The 19,208-nt window shown below is 49.7% G+C and carries 17 protein-coding genes and 4 tRNA genes; 15 read left to right on the forward strand and 6 right to left on the reverse strand.

The genetic code is table 11. The annotated features are described in order from the left end of the window. The first annotated feature begins 6 nt into the window (after window positions 1-6). The 7 genes from ABGI61_RS05920 to purF all read left to right on the forward strand — a co-directional run bounded on the left by ABGI61_RS05920 (window position 7) and on the right by purF (window position 8,536). Window positions 7-2,655 carry a FimV/HubP family polar landmark protein gene (locus ABGI61_RS05920; protein WP_347598348.1) on the forward strand — a complete coding sequence of 883 codons (2,649 nt, stop codon included), beginning with the start codon at window positions 7-9 and terminating at the stop codon, window positions 2,653-2,655. A gap of 70 nt (window positions 2,656-2,725) precedes the next feature. After that, window positions 2,726-3,514, forward strand: a complete 789-nt coding sequence (truA, locus tag ABGI61_RS05925) for a tRNA pseudouridine(38-40) synthase TruA (protein ID WP_347598351.1) — start codon at window positions 2,726-2,728, stop codon at window positions 3,512-3,514. Window positions 3,515-3,641: 127 nt separating this feature from the next. Continuing rightward, a complete protein-coding gene (accD, locus tag ABGI61_RS05930; RefSeq protein WP_347598354.1) occupies window positions 3,642-4,517 on the forward strand; it encodes an acetyl-CoA carboxylase, carboxyltransferase subunit beta in 876 nt (291 codons plus the stop codon). Between the two features lie 7 nt (window positions 4,518-4,524). Beyond that, window positions 4,525-5,802 carry a bifunctional tetrahydrofolate synthase/dihydrofolate synthase gene (gene folC, locus ABGI61_RS05935; RefSeq protein ID WP_347598357.1) on the forward strand — a complete coding sequence of 426 codons (1,278 nt, stop codon included), beginning with the start codon at window positions 4,525-4,527 and terminating at the stop codon, window positions 5,800-5,802. Further along, entirely contained in the window at window positions 5,799-6,455 is a 657-nt protein-coding gene (locus tag ABGI61_RS05940) for an SPOR domain-containing protein (protein WP_347598360.1), read from the forward strand. Before folC ends, ABGI61_RS05940 begins: the two co-directional genes overlap by 4 nt. A gap of 59 nt (window positions 6,456-6,514) precedes the next feature. Continuing rightward, window positions 6,515-7,003, forward strand: coding sequence for a CvpA family protein (locus ABGI61_RS05945; RefSeq protein WP_347598363.1), 489 nt, complete (start codon window positions 6,515-6,517; stop codon window positions 7,001-7,003). Window positions 7,004-7,024: 21 nt separating this feature from the next. Continuing rightward, complete coding sequence (gene purF / locus ABGI61_RS05950; protein WP_347598366.1) at window positions 7,025-8,536, forward strand: amidophosphoribosyltransferase; 1,512 nt, start codon at window positions 7,025-7,027, stop codon at window positions 8,534-8,536. 73 nt (window positions 8,537-8,609) lie between these two features. Here the strand turns inward: purF and ABGI61_RS05955 are convergent, their stop codons facing one another. Further along, window positions 8,610-9,209, reverse strand: a complete 600-nt coding sequence (locus tag ABGI61_RS05955; RefSeq protein WP_008220384.1) for a Yip1 family protein — start codon at window positions 9,207-9,209, stop codon at window positions 8,610-8,612. A gap of 195 nt (window positions 9,210-9,404) precedes the next feature. Here ABGI61_RS05955 and miaE point away from each other — a divergent pair, with 195 nt between their 5' ends. Next, window positions 9,405-10,169 (forward strand): tRNA isopentenyl-2-thiomethyl-A-37 hydroxylase MiaE, encoded by a 765-nt coding sequence (gene miaE / locus ABGI61_RS05960; RefSeq protein WP_347598370.1) that lies wholly within the window; start codon window positions 9,405-9,407, stop codon window positions 10,167-10,169. A gap of 14 nt (window positions 10,170-10,183) precedes the next feature. Here the strand turns inward: miaE and ABGI61_RS05965 are convergent, their stop codons facing one another. Next, complete coding sequence (locus ABGI61_RS05965) at window positions 10,184-11,119, reverse strand: GGDEF domain-containing protein (RefSeq protein WP_347598373.1); 936 nt, start codon at window positions 11,117-11,119, stop codon at window positions 10,184-10,186. 84 nt (window positions 11,120-11,203) lie between these two features. On the opposite strand from ABGI61_RS05965, the gene ABGI61_RS05970 reads away from it, so the two are divergent. Further along, window positions 11,204-12,928, forward strand: coding sequence for an esterase/lipase family protein (locus ABGI61_RS05970; protein WP_347598375.1), 1,725 nt, complete (start codon window positions 11,204-11,206; stop codon window positions 12,926-12,928). On the opposite strand, the gene ABGI61_RS05975 is transcribed toward ABGI61_RS05970, so the two are convergent. Together ABGI61_RS05975 and ABGI61_RS05980 are read right to left on the reverse strand one after the other, a co-directional pair. Further along, complete coding sequence (locus ABGI61_RS05975; protein ID WP_347598376.1) at window positions 12,908-13,651, reverse strand: UDP-2,3-diacylglucosamine diphosphatase; 744 nt, start codon at window positions 13,649-13,651, stop codon at window positions 12,908-12,910. The two genes, ABGI61_RS05970 and ABGI61_RS05975, sit on opposite strands and share 21 nt — an antisense overlap. Before the next feature lie 8 nt (window positions 13,652-13,659). Then, the gene (locus ABGI61_RS05980) at window positions 13,660-14,154 is read right to left on the reverse strand and encodes a peptidylprolyl isomerase (protein WP_347598379.1); all 495 of its coding nucleotides are present in this window, start codon (window positions 14,152-14,154) and stop codon (window positions 13,660-13,662) included. Window positions 14,155-14,324: 170 nt separating this feature from the next. Between ABGI61_RS05980 and cysS the strand changes: the two genes are divergently transcribed. Further along, complete coding sequence (gene cysS / locus ABGI61_RS05985; RefSeq protein WP_347598382.1) at window positions 14,325-15,704, forward strand: cysteine--tRNA ligase; 1,380 nt, start codon at window positions 14,325-14,327, stop codon at window positions 15,702-15,704. Between the two features lie 63 nt (window positions 15,705-15,767). Here cysS and ABGI61_RS05990 read toward each other — a convergent pair whose 3' ends face one another. Then, window positions 15,768-16,826 carry an alpha/beta hydrolase family protein gene (locus ABGI61_RS05990; RefSeq protein WP_347598385.1) on the reverse strand — a complete coding sequence of 353 codons (1,059 nt, stop codon included), beginning with the start codon at window positions 16,824-16,826 and terminating at the stop codon, window positions 15,768-15,770. A gap of 166 nt (window positions 16,827-16,992) precedes the next feature. After that, on the reverse strand, window positions 16,993-17,853 hold the full coding sequence (gene folD / locus ABGI61_RS05995) for a bifunctional methylenetetrahydrofolate dehydrogenase/methenyltetrahydrofolate cyclohydrolase FolD (RefSeq protein ID WP_347598388.1): 861 nt from the start codon (window positions 17,851-17,853) through the stop codon (window positions 16,993-16,995). 189 nt (window positions 17,854-18,042) lie between these two features. Here folD and ABGI61_RS06000 point away from each other — a divergent pair. The 5 genes from ABGI61_RS06000 (at window position 18,043) to ABGI61_RS06020 (ending at window position 19,136) form a co-directional block, all read left to right on the forward strand. Beyond that, window positions 18,043-18,119, forward strand: a tRNA-Pro gene (locus tag ABGI61_RS06000). A gap of 58 nt (window positions 18,120-18,177) precedes the next feature. Beyond that, window positions 18,178-18,254 (forward strand) — tRNA-Arg (locus ABGI61_RS06005). A gap of 24 nt (window positions 18,255-18,278) precedes the next feature. Continuing rightward, window positions 18,279-18,354, forward strand: a tRNA-His gene (locus ABGI61_RS06010). Window positions 18,355-18,375: 21 nt separating this feature from the next. Beyond that, a tRNA-Pro gene (locus ABGI61_RS06015) sits at window positions 18,376-18,452 on the forward strand. A 183-nt stretch (window positions 18,453-18,635) separates the two neighbouring features. Continuing rightward, on the forward strand, window positions 18,636-19,136 hold the full coding sequence (locus ABGI61_RS06020; RefSeq protein ID WP_347598391.1) for a GNAT family N-acetyltransferase: 501 nt from the start codon (window positions 18,636-18,638) through the stop codon (window positions 19,134-19,136). Window positions 19,137-19,208 lie beyond the last annotated feature (72 nt).

The raw sequence follows: 19,208 nt of genomic DNA on the forward strand, positions 1-19,208 counted from the left end.
TAATTAATGCCTTTGTTATTCGCCTTATTTATTGTAATGCTTGTCAATTTCCCGTCAGCGGTGCTGGCGCAGGAAACCTCTACCCAGATCCGTGGCCCGCGCAGCACCGATGCCCCTCCTATGCCGCAAACCATAGGGCCATTAAGCCCGGCCGATACATTATGGCGTGTCGCTGAACGTATCCGCCCGGATGCCAATATCAGTTTGTATCAGGTGATGTATGCGTTGTATCTGAAAAACCCCGATGCTTTTTTAGAAGGGAACTTAAACCACTTGCGTCCGGGTGCTGTGCTTATCTTACCCAGTGCAGAAGAAATGCGTCAGGTCGATCTGGCACTGGCCAGGGCGAAATCAGAGCAGGACGATAAACTATGGGAAGCGCGGCAAAAAGCTGCCAGAGCTGACGCTAAGCCGGTCAAACGGTCCCCTCAAAGCGCCGTTGAAGACAACAAACAACTACAAGCCGAGTTAGCAAAATTATCTGCTCAGCAACGCCAGGACCTGGATATCCTGCGTAGTCAGTTTGCCGACTCTATGCAGTTGGTTGATACCATGGTCGATGAAAACATGCAGCTTAAAACCAGTCTGGCAAAGCTGCAGCAGGAGCTGGAACTGATTAAAGCTCAGCTTAGCGATGATGAGGTGATACAGCAGCAGATTGAATTACTGTTAAAGCAGCAGGCTGAACTGTTGGCAGCAAAAGCAGCCGCTGACGCGGAAGCTGCACAAGCCAGCGATTGGCAACAATGGTTAACGCATCCGCTTGCATGGGTGCTGGCTGCCTGTATTCCAGCATTGCTTATTTTGTTTGGTATTTTGCTGTGGGTAAAAAAGCGTAGCCAACACACTGAGCAAGTGGTCAATGCCGCAACGCAAGAGAGCGCCGCTAACCCGGCTTATCAATCGCCACTGCCACCACTAGACACTGCTGATGTTGATGACAGTTTGTTTGAAATAGACGATGCGCTGCTAGAGGATGCTTTTAATGAACCTGAACCCACCAATAAACCTGTGGTTGATGATGATCTTCTGGCTTTTGACGATGACGCGCTATCGTTTGAAGATGACAGTTTATTGCCGCCTGATACACCAACGGATGACAAAGCTGCCCCAGGCACTGGCGATGATGCATTAGATGAATTCGACCCGGACAACATTTTATCTGACGATGACTTAAGTGCATTGTTAGCAGCAGCCGACGACGATGACGCTATAGAGTTAGCTGACGAGTCTTTAGGTAAAGATGATTTGCCAGATACCCGTGATATTGACGAAATCGTGACGCCAGCTAAGGCGCAAGAAGGCGGGGAGCCAGAGCTTGATGCGTTTGATATTGATGAGTTGATCGAAGAGGTCGACCTGGATCAGCTGGAGCAGGACGTGCCAATTGAAGCGGGCACAGTGGCGCTTACCGACGTGGCTGAGCCTGACATCAGCCTGGTCGACGAAACGTTTTCTGATGAGCCCTCGCTTGAAGATACTTTACCTGATAGCCGTCAGCTTAATCAGCAAACAGACACCGCGTTTGATGAGCAAACATTAACGCAAGAGCAGCAGTTAAGCCGTGCTATGGCAAGCGCTGGGGCCGTCGATGACAGTGCGTTGCTAGAAGTGGCTACCGACGAAGACGCGGTGTTTGACAGCTCTGAGTTAGACGCCTTTGCCGAGAGCCTGGCAGGCGAACAAGAACCCGCTCTGACAGATGATGATACAATTTCTGACAATGCCGCGACAGAGACGGACATCGATGCACTTAATGCCGAGCTGACTGAGCTGTTGGATCAGGCAGAGCAGGACAGGCCACAACAAGCTGCACAACCTGAGCGGATTGATCAAAGGGTGTCTGCTGACGATAACCTGACACTGCCGGTTGAAGGCGATGCCGGCAATTTCGACCTCTCCGAAGATGACAGGGCGCTGTTGGATGACTTTGACCTTGCCGCCGAAGTACAACCGGTACAAGCCAGTGAGCCGGTAGTGCTTGATTTGACCACCCAGGATGATGAGTCTGTAACAATGCCTAACGATGCGGCATTGTCGGTAGAAAACCCGAGTAAAATTCTGGAGCAATATCCCAAATTAGAGTTAAGCGATGATGAACTATCAGACGAGCTTGACCCTGAGCTTTTGCTGTCTGAACTGGAGCAGTTAGACGGACAAGACGAGGTTGGCGATACCGATGCTATCGAGCTAGAGCTTGATCCCATGCCAGACGCCCAATTTGACTCTTTAATGTCAGAACTTGAGGCAATGGCTGATAATTTGGATGCGGCTGAGCAAGAGTTGGAACTCCAGTCTGATGAAAGTAGTGTGCAGCAAACAGCAACCGAAGACGCTGGCGCTTTTGATTTTAGCGATGATGACTTTGTCGAAATTGATACACTGCTCGCCAACGCGGGGCAGCCAGAGCAGGATAGTGAGCGTTTTAATCAGTTAAATGTCGACGTGGGGCTGGAAGATTACGCCGATATTATTGGCGAACATCAACAGCTTGACGTTGACGTAGAGGACAATGGCTACTCTGCCAAGTTAGATCTGGTAAGGGCGTATATTGAAATGGATGATGATGAAAGCGCCAATCAATTGCTAGATGACATTATGGCCTCTGATGCGCCTGAGCATGTTAAAGCCGAGGCGCAAAGCTTGAGGCAATAACCGGCTCGCCAGCGCTGTATTCAGGCTTGGCTTGCGCTATAATCGCCGCCGGTTCGACTGAGGGGGTGGCATGCGCATAGCATTAGGTATTGAATACGACGGTTCAGCTTTTTACGGCTGGCAGCGGCAACGGGAAGTAAATAGCGTGCAGCAGGAGCTGGAAACGGCTTTGTCAGCCCTAGCGAATCAGCCCGTTGAGCTATTTTGTGCCGGCCGCACTGATGCCGGCGTCCATGCTACCGGCCAGGTAGTGCACTTTGACACCGACGCCATTCGTGATGATAAAGCCTGGGTCATGGGGACCAACAGCCGATTACCGGATGCTATAGCTGTGCGCTGGGCTAAAGTGGTAGCTGATGATTTTCATGCCCGTTTTAGCGCCACAGCACGTCGTTACCGCTATATTATTTATAACCATAAATACCGCCCGGCCATTTTGCGCAGTGGCTTAAGCCACTATCACCAACAGTTAAATATTGAGCTGATGCAACAGGCTGCGCCCTATTTACTGGGCGAGCAGGATTTTAGCTCGTTTCGCGCAGTGCAGTGTCAATCAAAGACCCCGTTTCGTAATGTGCATCATTTACAGATTGAACGCCGTGGTGATTACATTGTGCTTGATATAAAAGCCAATGCGTTTTTACACCATATGGTGCGTAATATTACCGGCAGTTTGCTGGAAGTGGGTATGCAAAACCGGCCACCGCAGTGGATTGCCGAATTGATAGCCGCAAAAGACCGTAATTTGGCGGCTGCCACCGCCAAACCTGGCGGCCTGTATTTAGTTGACGTGGAATACCCGGCGCATTATGCGTTACCCAAAGCGGTGCCCGGCCCGCTGTTTTTACCTGACTACTAAGACCAGTTTTCTGTATTCGTCACAGGGCGTTTTGTGCTTTAATAGCGCCGGTTTACTGAATTTCGGCGTTTTTTAACGTTTTTTCGACATGGCGGCGACGCGGTGTCGTTTGTAATAGGACTAATATATGAGTTGGTTAGAAAAGATCCTGCCCAGAACATCCTCTTCTTCCGCGCGTCGAAATATCCCGGAAGGTGTCTGGACCAAATGTACCGCCTGCGATGCGGTGCTGTACAAAGCCGATTTAGATCGTAACCTTGGTGTCTGCCCCAAGTGCGACCATCATATGCGTATTTCTGCCCGTGCCCGTTTAAGCAGTTTCTTAGATACCCAAGGCGTAAAGGAGCTGGCAGCAGAGCTGGAGCCGCAGGATTTACTGAAGTTTAAAGACAGCAAACGCTATAAAGACCGTATCAGTGCGGCGCAAAAAGACACCAATGAAAAAGATGCGATGGTGGTGATGCACGGTACCCTAAAAGGTATGCCGATTGTGGCCGCATCGTTCGAATTTGAGTTTATGGGCGGCTCTATGGCGTCGGTGGTCGGCGCCAAATTTGTGGCTGGTGTCGAGTACGCGTTAAAGCACAAAGTGCCTTTTGTTTGCTTTTCAGCCAGTGGTGGTGCGCGTATGCAGGAGGCGCTGTTTTCCCTAATGCAAATGGCTAAAACCAGTGCTGCACTGGCAAAAATGAGCGAAGCCGGTTTACCGTATATTTCGGTACTGACTGACCCAACCATGGGTGGCGTGTCGGCCAGTCTGGCCATGCTTGGCGATATCAATATCGGTGAGCCAAAAGCATTAATTGGCTTTGCCGGTCCACGGGTGATTGAGCAAACGGTGCGGGAAAAACTGCCGGAAGGCTTCCAGCGCAGTGAATTTCTGCTGGAACACGGCGCTATCGATATGATTGTTGACCGGCGCAAAATGCGCGATACAATTGCGCGTCTTGTTGCTAAGTTTATGCAGCTGCCAGCTCCGGTGTCGGAGCACGACGCCGCTTAAGGGTCTCATGTCTACTGCGATATCTTCCAGCCAATCGTGCCACAGCCTGGCCGATTGGCTTTGTTATATTGAACAAAGTCATCCTATTCATCAGATTGAGCTGGGCCTTGAGCGGGTGCGGCAGGTCGCTGTACGCGCCAATTTGCACTTACTGCCGGGTAAAGTGATTTTAATTGGTGGTACCAACGGCAAAGGCACTACCGCCAGAGCTATAGAGCAGCTGCTGTTAGCTCAGGGGAAACGCGTCGGCGTTTATAGCTCACCGCATTTGCTGGCATTTAATGAGCGGCTGCGCATCGATGGTACCGATGTCGCCGATGCTGACTGGGTGGCTGCTTTTGCTTTTGTCGAGCAGCTGCGTGAGCAGACAGCGTTAACTTATTTTGAGTTTACCACCCTGGTGGCGTTTCGTATTTTGCAGCAGCAACAACCCGACTATTGCTTGATTGAAGTTGGTTTGGGTGGCCGTTTAGATGCCACCAACATTATTGCGCCGGATATCAGTGTCATTACCACCGTCGATTTAGATCATCAGGAATGGCTGGGTAATGACCGTAACAGCATCGGTTTTGAAAAGGCTGGTATTTTCCGCAAGGGTAAGGTGGCTGTTATTGGCGATTTAGCTGCGCCGCCCTCAGTGCTGCAGCAGGCTGAACAACTTGGCTGTATTAAAGTGCAGGTTTTACAACAGTATCACTATACCGAGCATGACTTGCACTGGCAGTGGCAAGGGCTTGAACAACAGTATAGTGGTTTGGTTAAGCCGGCCATTCCACTGCAAAATGCCGCTTGTGCGCTGGCGGTGCTGGAGCAGTTGGACATGCTGCCAAATGAGGCGCAACTGCAGCAGGTGTTAGCGACGCTCACATTAGCCGGACGCATGCAGTGGCTGCAGCACCAGCCAGCCGTTATCGTTGATGTCGCACACAATCCGCAGTCTACCGCCTATCTGGCGCAGCAGCTTAGCCAGTTAAAGCCGCATTATAAAAAGTTGCTGGCACTTAGCGGTATGCTCAAAGACAAGGATATTGCCCAAAGCCTTGAACCCTTGACGCCGCTGTTTGATCAATGGCATCTTGTCAGCCTGAGCGGACCCAGAGGCGCCACAGCACAGCAACTGGCTCAGGTGCTGGCAGAGGTGCCTACAGAGCTACAACTGCATGATGACGTGCAACAGGCTTATCAGCAGGTTGTTGCCGCTATGCAAGCTGATGAGCTGCTAGTTGTTTTTGGGTCTTTTTTTACTGTGTCAGCCGTGTTGGCAGGCCTGCAGGAGGCAAAGTGACACCCGCATTTAAGCATCGTTTACTAGGCACAGCCATACTGGTGATGGCCGGCATCATTTTTCTGCCAGACTTGCTCGATGGTGAAAAGCAGGTAGTAAAAGATGATTTTAAAGTGATCCCCAACCGGCCTGAGTTCAGTGGTGTACAGCAACAACAGGTGCTGGATAGTGCACAGTTTACTCAGCTGGAACAGCAATTGGCACAGCAGGCAGTTGATGAAAACGCTTTGGATGCGGACAATAAATCCGCTGCGGCTGGCGCTGATAGCAGCAATGACGCCCAGTTACCTTCGCAGCAATATGCCCAGGTTACTGTAACACCAGAGCAGAAACCGCAAGTGCAAAAGCCGGCTGTACAAAGCGCTGGCGCGATACAAAATCAAACTGCACTGGAGCAGGCTGCCTGGGTGGTGCGTGTGGGTAGCTTTAGTAAAGAGCAAAACGCTAATGCCCTGATGTTAAAGTTACGCCAGGCCGGCTTTATTACCTTTACCCGGCAAATTACCAACACTCAGGGCCTGCAGCTGACCAGTGTGCTGGTAGGCCCAGAGCTGCGTAAAGACAAGCTGGAGCAGCAACTACCGCGGTTGCAGCAGCTTACCGGCATTGAGCGTTTATCGGTAATGAGCTATCAGCCGGCAGAAAATAATTAGCCAAGCCGGCGCTGGGTTTGGTAGAATGCGCGCCGTCATCAAACAACCTTTGGTAGCAAATGGTCTGGGTTGATTTTGCCATTCTGGCAATCATAGCGTTATCGGCTGTTATCAGCCTGATCCGCGGCTTTGTCAAAGAAGCCATTTCGCTGGCGGTTTGGATCCTGGCATTCTTCATTGCCAGCACTTACTATCCTCATCTGGCTGGCTTCTTTACCACTATGCAGGACGACACCCTGCGCAATGCTTCTGCCATCGCTATTCTGTTTATCTTAAGCCTGATCTTAGGCGCGCTGATTAATTATGTTATTGGCAAACTGGTGCAATCTACCGGTTTGTCGGGAACGGATCGCTTACTTGGCCTTATTTTTGGTGCGCTACGCGGCGTGCTGGTTGTCAGTGCCATACTGTTTTTTATGGATGCCTTTACCCCGGCAGCGAACGCCAGCTGGTGGCAAAGCTCAGTACTTATCCCCGAATTTGGTTTTATTATCGAATGGTTCTTCGACTATCTGCAGAACCATTCCAGTTTTATGCAAAAGCCCTAACGCTGGCGAGGAAGAAAATCCATGTGTGGTATTGTTGGAATTGTTGGGAAATATCCGGTTAATCAGGCACTGTATGATGGCTTAACGGTGCTACAGCATCGTGGCCAGGACGCTGCCGGTATTGTTACCGTAGATAACAACACCTTGCGTCTGCGTAAAGCGAACGGCCTGGTTAAAGACGTGTTTGAAGTGCGCCATATGCAGCGTCTTGCCGGTAATATGGGTATTGGCCATGTGCGTTACCCAACCGCGGGCTCATCCAGTACTGCCGAAGCGCAACCGTTTTATGTCAACAGCCCGTTTGGTATAGCGCTGGCACATAATGGTAACCTGACCAATTCGCATATTTTAAAAGAAGAAATTTTCCGCATTGCCCGCCGGCATGTAAACACAACCTCAGATTCGGAGGTGTTGTTAAACGTACTGGCGCACGAGCTGCACAACACCGGTGTGATGGAGTTGCAACCAGAGCATATTTTCCGGGCTGTGGCCAATGTGCATCGTAAGGTGAAAGGGGGCTATGCTGTTGTTGCCTTGATCATCGGCCATGGTTTGCTGGCATTTCGCGATCCTAACGGCATTCGCCCCTTAGTAATGGGTAAGCGCGAAACTGAGCGCGGCACTGAATATATGGTGGCCTCAGAGAGCGTCGCTCTGGACGCAGATGGTTTTACTGTGCTGCGTGATGTGTCGCCAGGCGAGGCGGTATATATTACCGAGCAGGGAGAGCTGCACAGCTTTCAATGCGCAGAAAACCCAAGCTATACCCCTTGTATCTTTGAATATGTTTATTTCGCCCGGCCAGACTCGACTATCGACAACATTTCGGTGTATGCCTCACGGGTAGCTATGGGCACTATGCTGGGGCAAAAAATTAAGCGCGAGTGGGGCCATTTAGATATCGATGTAGTTATTCCTATTCCGGAAACAAGTAACGACGCGGCACTGCAAATTGCCACGGTGTTGGGCTTGCCTTACCGTCAGGGCTATGTGAAAAACCGCTACATTGGCCGCACTTTTATTATGCCGGGACAGGAAGCACGGAAAAAATCAGTTAAACGTAAGCTCAATGCTATCAAACAAGAGTTTAAAGACAAAAACGTATTGCTGGTCGATGACTCTATAGTGCGTGGTACCACCTCAAAGCAAATTATTGATATGGCCCGCGAAGCCGGCGCTAAGAAGGTATATTTTGCCTCGGCCGCACCTGAAATTCGTTTCCCTAATGTGTATGGTATCGATATGCCCTCAGCAAATGAGCTGATTGCGCACGGCCATGACGTTGATAGCATTTGCGATACCATAGGCGCTGATGGCCTGATCTTTCAATCCTTGCCCGATTTAATCGCTGCGGTGCGCTCAGAAAACCCGGAAATTAAACGGTTTGAAACCTCAGTATTTGACGGTAATTATGTCACCAATGACATCGATCAGGATTATTTAAATAGGTTGGATCAGCAGCGTAGTGATGACGCTAAAGCCAAATCAGTTGCTGCTATGGCGACGAACCTGGAAACCTATAACGAAGGTTAACAACGTTGTTTGTCAACGCGCAAAATAAAGGGAGCCAATGCTCCCTTTATTCTTTACTAGCAGTTAGCAGGCGTTAATGGGTAAAGGTGGGGCCAAACCCCGAGCTCCATAAAATGGCGGTAGCCGTTAAAATGCACACCAGTAACACCAAGCCGCAAGTCACCACCGAGCTGGCGTAAATGAAACCGCGCTCTTCAGGAATATGCATCAGAATAGGCACGCCGACATAGAGTAAATACACCGAATAAGCCAGGCCAACTAAGCCTACTGTCATGACCACCCAAAGCTCAGGATATAAACCGGCAAAACCCACCATAAACAGCGGGGTAGAGGTGTAAGCTGCCAACTCTAAGGTCTGGGTGTAAGTGGGTTCGGCACCAAAGGTATGTGCCATCCAATGTGCCAACAGCGCTAGGGCAAATACGCCACCGATTAAGGCGATGTACATCGCGATAGATAGCATAAGCGCGCTGTCGTGGGTCAACATAATACGATCGCCAACGCCTATGCTCCAGCCAATGTGCACTGCCGAGTAATAAGCACATACTGAAGGTATCAGTGCTACCAGCAGTATATGAATTAAGCTGTAACGAAAACTTTCATGTCTTGCATCTATCGTATGCCATTCCTCTTTCGGATGAGCATACAGTCCCCATAAGTGATTCAATATCATAATTATTATCCTTGTCACTACTATGAACTACCGGGTTATAGTTTTATAACCGTTGTATCAGTTATGGCCAATAGAATGCACTTCGTCAAGCTGGCTGAATAAAATTTGAACATGGCTGATGACACAGGGCAATACATGCGCGCTGCAGCGCAATTGGTTATAATGGCCGCCTTGTTAGCGTATTGAAGCCCCGCGATGTTAAAAGCCGAAATAAGCCAGTTAATTCAGCCGGTAAAGCAATTTTTAGCCTGTGAGACGCCCTCGTCATGGCTGAACAAGGCCGCACAGCCCGACAGTTTGCCCGTGCTGCTGTTGGATCATCTAATTTGTGAGTTAAAAGCGGCACAAAGTGCTATGTATTTGATTAGGCGTTACGCGGTAGATGAGCAAAGTGGTGAGGCCTTGCTGCAATGGTTAAAGCCATTTGAAGATTTTACCTACCGCGAGCAGGGCGACTGGCAGGCATTAGCCGGGCTTAGCCTGAAAAAATCCATGCTGCCCAAAGCCGCTGACACCTATACGCAGGATCTTATCGATAAAATGGTGCTGCTAATAAAAGAAGAGTTGCACCACTTCTACCAGGTATTAGAGGTGATGCAGGCTAACGGTATTCGCTATCAGAAAATTACCTCCAGCCGTTATGCCAAGGGGCTACTGCGCCATGTACGGACTTATGAGCCTGCGGCCATGGTAGATAAACTGATTTGCGGTGCTTTTATCGAAGCCCGCTCTTGTGAGCGTTTTGCCGGCCTGGCGCCACTGCTGCCGCCAGCCATCGGTGAATTTTATATCTCACTGTTGCGCTCTGAGGCACGGCACTATCAGGATTATTTGACTTTGGCGACACAGGTCGCCGGCGAAGATTTAAGCAACCGTATTGCCTTCTTTGCTGCCATTGAAGCTGAGCTGATAACCAGCGCCGATACCGACTTTAAGTTTCATAGCGGTGCGCCGCTTTAAGCGAATATACCTCGTTACAAGATAACGCAATATTCTGCGACGACAACGCGGTTACGGCCGCTACGTTTTGCCTGATAAAGCGCGGCATCAGCATCGGCGTACAGCTGCTCAAAGCTGGTTTTATCCCTTGCCAGCGCTATACCTACCGATATAGTGATACGAAGCGTATGGCCATCGATAAAGAGTGTCTCTTCTGCAACCTGCTGACGTAGCCTTTCAGCAACCTCTAACGCAGTATCCCGGGTTGTTTCAGATAGAAAAATGCCAAATTCTTCGCCGCCGATACGACCAAAAATATCATATTCACGCAAAGTGCTTTTTATTAAACGGGCAATCTGCCGTAACACTTCATCACCCGCCTGGTGTCCATAGCTATCATTAATACTTTTAAAATGGTCTATATCCAATAGACAAAAAGCCATGCCACAATGCAAGCGGCTGCAGCGGGTAATTTCAGCCTGTACCGACGCAACAAAGCTGCGCCTGTTAGCAATTTGGGTTAGCTCATCTGTCAGGGCAAGGTTGGCGAGCTTTCTGCTATGCTCGTTCAAATGCTGCTCAACAATTTTTTGTTTAGTAATATCCTTGGTTTGTAGCAACATTTCACCGTCAGGCAAGGTTTGCTCAGAGAACAAAAACCAGCGGCCATCAACCAGATCCACTTCAAACAGCCTAAAATCACGGGAACGACGTAGTTGACTAACCCGGCTTAGCCAGCTTTCTATATCTTCAGTATCAATACGAGGCCCTTTCCCGCTGTAAAAGGCGCTACGCATAATATCAGTGAAATGCTGGCCGATAAGTGTGGCTTCATCAACAAAAAATATATTAATAAACGCCTGATTGGCGCAGAGTAATTTGTCGTGTGCAGTGAAAATTGCGTAGCCATCGCGGCTAACATCAGCAAAGGCGGCTAACTTCTCTGCATAATATTTAAACGAGTTTTCCATACGCTAAAATCTGTCAGACAAGGCTGCTATAGTGCTAAGCATAGTGGAGTTTACGCCGGACTTATAAAAATTACTGGGGTGTCAATGCGACAACAGGGCATTTGGCGATGGCTACTTTCGCTGGTTATGGTGCTGGCCTGCCAGGCTTGCAGCCAGGGTAAATATATCTACTGGCAGCAGGTAGCACCGGTAGAAACTGAGGCTATTAACGGCTTTCTGGCATACCAGTATGTTGCTATGGGCAAAGTCGCTGATAGTGAAATTGCAGAATACTGCGAGCAGCTGACGACTCAACGCAGCTCCGGCTATCAGTTATTGTTGTTGCAACTAAGTTGTGCTGAGCGCTGGTTGGCTCAGGAACTAACCGCAGAGCAACAACAGCAGGCGGTTGCGTATTATAATCAGTCGCTGATGCCGTTAGTACGTGCCGCTGTCACTAAGCGAGATACCCGCCCGTTAAACCTGGTGTTACAGTTAAAAGTGGATCCGGATGAGCTGGGCGTGGCCTTTGAAACACTGGTTATTAGCGCAGATCTGGCTGCATACGACCCATTTATTAAGCGCCAACAGAGTACAGGTCTCGGTATAGCCGTGGTTGGCCAACGGGCAAACCGTGGCAACGAGCAGGATAAATACTACCCACCAGAAGGTATTTTCCGGCCTTTAACGGTAATGCCGGTTGCGCTGGATTTTTCCAATCCGGTTTTGCCGGTGCTGACTTTGCGCGCCGTGGCGCTGGCAACCGATAACGGCCAGGCCAAAGTATGGACACTTGGGCATCAGCAATATCCGTTAAATTTTGATCCGGCGGCGGCTTATTTATGTCTTGCCGAAGTTGCTATTGTTGACCAATTAGAAAAATCTGGCTTGTTTAACGCAGATAAAGTGGAGGACAAACTTGGTATCTATGCGATAGAGCCGCTACGGCCGGATAAAATACCGGTGCTGATGATCCACGGGCTGAATTCCAGTCCATTAATCTGGCGTCGTTTAAGCTGGGCGATATTGTCAAATCCCAACCTTGCTAACCGCTATCAGATCTGGCACGCATTTTATCCATCCGGTCCTCCACCTTTCTTTAATGCCATGCGGTTGCGACAGCGTACTGATGAGTTGTTAAATCAGATCTCGCCTGATCTAGGGGCGATTGCTGCAAATAATATGGTGCTGGTAGGACATAGTATGGGCGGTATTATCAGCAAAACCTTCGTACAAACTAGTGAGACAGTGCTCTGGGACCGCACTTTTTACAAAACGCCAGCAGATTTACCGGTAGATGAAGCTACCCGGCAAACGCTCAGAGATATTTTTATATTTACTGCCAAGCCTTATGTAAAAACCGTGGTGTTTCTGGACACCCCTCACCGCGGTGCTGATACTGCCGATGGTTGGATTGGCCGTTTGGCATCGGCGCTGATTACTCTGCCGGGCGCCATCAGAAATGTATTTTCCGCTATGTGGCTCTCATTAACCAGTGAAGACATAAAACCCGAAATGCGAAATTATATGCGGGGCGCTGGGCCCAACAGCGTCGATGTGTTGTCACCGCGACATCCACTTACCCAAGCATTAAATGAATTACCCTTTAACGTACCTGTGTATTCGGTTATCGGCAATGCGAATTTAGCGCAGTGCACGGCGCGAAAAAACTGTGAGTTGCAGGACGATACTGTTGTGCCTTATGCCAGCGCACATCTGCCACAGGCAGCGGAGGAGTTGGTTGTGCAATCTGAACATAATTCATATCAATCGGAACAGGCAATAGCATTTATTACCGGCATCCTCGCTTCACAAGCCGGCAAAATGTAGCTGCCAGTTATCCGCACTGACGCGTAAGTAGCTACTCTGGCTATACCAGTCGCCCAGTACATAGCGCTGTGCTGATTGGCCATTTACGGTTAACTCGTGTACTGCCGGTCTGTGGGTATGTCCATGTATAAGCATTAGCACGCCGGCCTGTGCCATTACGCGCGGCACTTCTTCGGGCGTCACATCCATAATTTGTGGTTGTGCCTGGTTAAGGTATTGCTGTTTATGCCGGGCACTTTTATCGCGCGCTTTACGTGCTAAACGCTGACGGTACCACAGTGGCAGGCGTAGCATCAGCCATTGCCACCAGGGTTGGTTCCACCATTTGCGGAATTTCTGATAGGCAATATCCAGTGTGCATAAGCTATCGCCATGCATAATTAGGGTGGGGGTGCCGTACAAATCAATTACTTTGGCCGGCGGTAGCAGTGTCATACCACAGCGGTCGGCATAGGCCTGACGTAAAAAGAAGTCACGGTTGCCGTGAATAAAATACAGCGCCACACCACTGTCACTAAGCTGCTTAAGCGCGGTGGCTACCTGCTGCAGTAAGGGCTCGGGGTTATCATCGCCAATCCAGACTTCGAATAAATCGCCGAGGATATAAAGCGCATCAGCCTCACTAGCAGTGTGCCGGATAAAGTGCAAAAAGGCGGCAGTGATATCGGGCCGATCGGCGGATAAATGCAGATCGGCGATAAACAGGGTATGAGCTTGAGTCATTAACAGGCTTAAGCGTGCAGCTCAGCTTTTTCGATAATAACCGGTTTTACCGGCACATCGCTGTGGCCACCGCTGCGGCCGGTAGCCACTTTTTTAATTTCATCTACTACGTCCATGCCTTCTACCACTTCACCAAACACGCAGTAACCCCAGCCAGAGCTGGTTTCAGAGCTGAAATTTAAAAAGTCGTTGTCAGCCACGTTGATAAAAAACTGGCAAGTGGCTGAATGCGGATCGCTGGTACGCGCCATAGCAATAGTGCCTTTTTTGTTGGCCACTTTGTTATTTGCTTCGTTTTTAATCGGCGCTTTGGTGTCTTTTTGCTGCATATCCGGCGTAAAGCCACCGCCCTGGATCATAAAGCCGTTAATTACCCGGTGAAAAATGGTGTTATCAAAAAAGCCGTCTTTTACATAGCTAATAAAGTTTTCCACCGTGGCTGGGGCTTTTTCGGCAAACAGGTTTAATTTAATGATGCCATAGTTAGTGTGTAAGCTAATCATAATAAGATGTCCTGAGTTTTAAAGTGGCACTATTCTAACGTACGCAGAGCAAATCATAAAGCAAGGATAGCCGCTTTGATCAGCCGGTGATACACTAACGCGCTTGTGTTACCGCAGGCCTGACATTCAGTTAACGCCGGCGTTTTCAGTCAAAGGACCCCGAGGAAAACATGCTACAGATCTACAATACCTTAAGCAGAAGAAAAGAATTGTTCACCCCTATAGTGCCTGGCAAAGCGGGGCTCTATGTCTGCGGTATTACTATCTATGATTACTGTCATGTTGGCCATGCCCGTACCTATGTTGCCTTTGACGTGATAAACCGCTACCTGCGTTTTTTGGGTTACGACGTGACCTATGTACGCAATATTACCGATGTTGACGACAAAATTATCAAACGCGCGGCGGAAAACAACGAAAGCTGTGATGCGCTGACTGCCCGTTTTACTAAGGCCATGCACGCAGATTTTGCTGCGCTGGGCCTGATGCCGGCCGATATCGAGCCGCGGGTCACTACCCATATGGCTGAAATTATTCAGATGATTGAGCAGCTTATCGCCAAAGGCTATGCTTATGTGGCGGCCGATGGTGATGTACTGTTTGATGTCAGTAAATACGAAGCCTATGGCGAGCTAAGCCAGCAAAACCTGGATATGCTGCAGGCCGGTGCCCGGGTCAATGTGGCAGAGAATAAAGACGATCCGCTGGACTTTGTGCTGTGGAAAAGTGCCAAGCCTGGCGAGCCATACTGGCAGTCGCCCTGGGGCAATGGCCGGCCGGGCTGGCATATCGAATGCTCGGCGATGAGCGCCAAGCATTTAGGTGAGCATTTTGATATTCACGGTGGCGGTTCAGACTTGCAGTTCCCGCATCATGAAAACGAAATTGCCCAGTCGACCTGTGCTCATGGCCATAAGTACGTCAATACCTGGATCCACACCGGTATGGTGCAGGTAGATAAAGAAAAAATGTCGAAATCTTTAGGCAATTTCTTTACGGTAAAAGAGGTACTGGCACAGTATAACGCTGAGGCAGTGCGCTATTTTCTGTTGTCCAGCCATTACCGTAGTCAGCTGAATTATTCGGCCGAAAACCTGGAGCAGGCGCACGCAGCGTTAGGTCGGTTATACACGGCGTTGCGCAATATCACACCGGCTGCTGAAGTTGATCTGCAAAGCGATTACATCGCCCGTTTTAAAGCAGCAATGGATGACGATTTCAACACCCCGGAGGCGCTGCCGGTGCTGTTTGAACTGGCACGTGAAGTCAACCGCTTTAAAGAAACTGAGCCGGGCAAAGCTTCCGAGCTGGCAGGTCTATTAAAACTGTTAGCTGGTGTGCTTGGCCTGTTACAAGGTGACGCCGAGCAGTTCTTGCAATCGGGCGCCTCTGATGACGATGTCGCTGAAATAGAAGCACTTATAGCCCAGCGCAATACCGCCCGTGCCAACAAAGACTGGGCCGCAGCAGACGCCGCCCGCGACGCGTTAACGGCTAAGGGTATTATCGTCGAAGATAAAAACGGCGTAACCAGCTGGCGCAAAGGCTGATTTAATACCGTTGATTAGAGAAACCGCCGGCTGGCGGTTTTTTGCCTCTGCTGGTAGTTAAGATTAATTCGCCGCAACCAAATCTGAGCGAATAAACTGAGATAATATCGGCTGATGCTGCTGTGCCCAAATGCTGATTGCCTGGCTGTTGTCAGTGGTGATTTGCTTAAGAAACGCTGTTGATAGCGCCTGTGTAGCGGCTTTAATCACCTGTTGCTGTGGCTGACTATCTTTACGACCACGCCAACCGGAGAAAATATTGTGACTGCCCGCGTTGAACACAGCCAATACTTTGTAATGGCTGCCCATCGCCTGATAAAGGTCAATTCTGTCTTGGGGGGAGGAATAATAACCCGGCACCCGAATTTCATCCTCTGTGGTGGTGATATGCAGTGTAGGGATCCGCACGTCAGCCAGCACTTTGTCCAACGACTGCTCGTTATAAAACGGTGGCGCTGAAATTAAAATAGCCGCTTTAATACGCTCGTCTTTAAGGTTAACCTGCTCACCATCTTGCTCAACCTGTGCGCCGCTTAACAACATCGAGGTGTTGGCACCATACGAATGGCCGGCCATCACTATGTTTTGGTTATCAAAATCCGCGGCGTGTTCTGACGCTAATAGCTGATCCAGGGCGAACTTCACGTCCTGCACCCGGGCTAAAGCTTCTGTGCTATCGGCGGCGTCCATCAGGCGAAAAGGTAACATTAGCCTGCTGCCACGCCAGACTTTACGGTCACTGCCGTCATGCTGCACATGTAAACTGGCATATCCGTGGCTGGCCCAATATTGGCCAAGGTAGGCATAGCGCTCCTTCGAGCCGCCTAAGCCGTGAGAAAACACCACTAAGGCGTTGGCTTTGTGCTGCCGGGTAGGCTTAAACAGCAAAGCGGGCACAACCCGATCCCGGCTTTGGTCCAGCCAGTTAAAACTGACTTGTTCGATATTCTGTGGCAGGTTTTGCGTTATTTCAGCTGAATAGGTTACCGATGGCAAATTGAGTTGCTGCTGCCAGACCGAATTATCCGTTACTGGTTTTTGCGCGCATCCGGTTAGTACTGTCAGCAAGGTCAGCAGGAAAGCGGCAACACTGGCGCCTGTAAACTTACGATTGAATAGCATAAACACTCCTCTGGGCTGTCACCGGGTTGATTTATACGACAAAAAACGGTTTAGAGTTTGCTGTAGGTGTAAAAACAAGCAGCTTTGGTGAAGCCATTGGGCAATTAATCAGAGGGGACAGTTGTGACCTGGGGCTGGCAGCGGCTTATACCGCTGCCAATCGGGTTTAATATTTGTCGTGATACAGTTCGCAGGCTTCCAGCGTGTTTTCAATTAAGCTGGCTACGGTCATCGGGCCTACACCACCTGGCACAGGCGTAATATAACGTGCATGTTTTACTGCGGCGCCGTATTCCACATCACCCACCAGTTTGCCGCTATCCAGCCGGTTAATGCCGACATCAATAACCAAGGCACCTGGTTTTACCCAGTCACCCGGAATAAACTCGGGCCGGCCTACCGCGACGACTAATAAATCGGCGCGGCGTACCTGAGCTTCGAGGTTTTTGGTAAATTTATGACATACGGTGGTGGTGCAGCCGGCCAGTAACAGCTCCAGCGCCATTGGCCGGCCAACGATGTTGGAGGCTCCAACTACTACAGCATCCATACCTTTAACATTAACACCGGTACTTTGCAGCAGCGTCATAATGCCTTTGGGGGTACAAGGACGCAGTGCCGGCATGCGCTGGGCTAAGCGGCCAATATTATAAGGGTGAAAACCATCAACATCTTTATGCGGATGAATACGCTCCAAAATGGCAGAAGCATCCAGCCCGGCAGGTAATGGCAGCTGTACCAGTATGCCATCAACGCTGTTGTCGTTGTTTAGCTTATCAATTAAGTCCAACAGCTGCTGCTCAGTGGTATCAGAGGGCAAATCATAAGATACTGAGTGAAAGCCCACTTCTTCACAGGCTTTGCGTTTGCTGCCAACGTACACCTGTGATGCCGGGTCCAGCCCGACTAATACCACTGCCAAACCGGGCGCACGTTTGCCGGCGGCTACCCGGGCACGAACCTGGGCGGCGACTTTATCTTTTGTTGCCTGTGCAACGGCTTTGCCATCAATAATTTGCGCTGTCATTTGCTTAGGTCTCTGCCATATTTTTACTGCGGCATATTTTCGCACAGACACCGGCGTAACGCCATCCTGCTATCGCTCAATGACGTGGGGTTCAAATATTAGACAATCAGTTGTTTTGTGCAAAAAAAGGTTTGACGCTATAGCGCCTCAGCTGTAATATTCCGCCCCGTTGCAGCAGTGCAGCAAAGTCGGTGATTGGCGCAGCTTGGTAGCGCACTTGGTTTGGGTCCAAGGGGTCGCAGGTTCAAATCCTGCATCACCGACCATCTTTCTGATGAGGATTAAATCGCCGTCAGAAAACAGCTTGGTAGGGCTTTCGATATTGCGCCCGTAGCTCAGTTGGATAGAGCAACGGCCTTCTAAGCCGTGGGTCATAGGTTCGAATCCTATCGGGCGCGCCATAACAAGCGCAAAACGTTTCAGTGGTGGTTGTAGCTCAGTTGGTAGAGCCCCGGATTGTGATTCCGGTTGTCGTGGGTTCGAGCCCCATCATCCACCCCATCTCTCTTGCTTCACAACAGTCGGTGATTGGCGCAGCTTGGTAGCGCACTTGGTTTGGGTCCAAGGGGTCGCAGGTTCAAATCCTGCATCACCGACCATTCTCCCAACATTAACAGCTAAATGCGCACTTGGTTTTGGTGCTCTTGATTTCAGCGGTCGCAGCTTTATATTCTGCATCACCGACCATTTTCTCGTCTTCAATTTCATTACAGAAAAATACTTTCTAAGCGACATAAAACTGAGTTAAGCTGACCTAAACCAATGCTTTAGAGACAATTATCTTGGTTATTGCTGAAACGCCAAGGCTTAGGATCCGCCATTTAACGGCTGCGGATGCCGCCTTTACCTGTCAGTTACTCAACGATGCCGATTTTATCCGAAATATTGCCGACCGGGGTGTGCGCAATCAGCAGCAAGCCTTGCAATATCTGACGGATGGTCCAATCCAAAGTTATAAACAGCATGGCTATGGCTTGTTTTTGGTGGAAGATAACGCCAGCTCAGCGGCAATGGGCTTTTGCGGCTTACTCTATCGTGACTATTTGCAAGAAACCGATATTGGTTTTGCTTTTTTGCCTGCCTATCGTGGCAAAGGGCTAGCCTATGAGGCTGCGGCTGCAGTGATGCATTATGGTTACGGTCAGCTGAAACTAAAACGCATTGTCGGGCTTACGCTGGCCGGTAACTTACCGTCAGTGGCGATTTTGCAGCGGCTTGGTTTGCGCTTTGAAAAAATGGTGCAATTGCAGCCTGGTGCTGAGTATATCCAGCTTTACAGCTAATGCTTACGGATAAAAATGTAATTAAATTACATTTTTATCCGATTTCTTGGTATTTCCATGGGTTATGGTAGT

The sequence above is a fragment of the Rheinheimera fenheensis genome, from assembly GCF_039871805.1.
In the GTDB taxonomy this organism is placed as follows: Bacteria; Pseudomonadota; Gammaproteobacteria; order Enterobacterales; family Alteromonadaceae; genus Alishewanella; species Alishewanella fenheensis.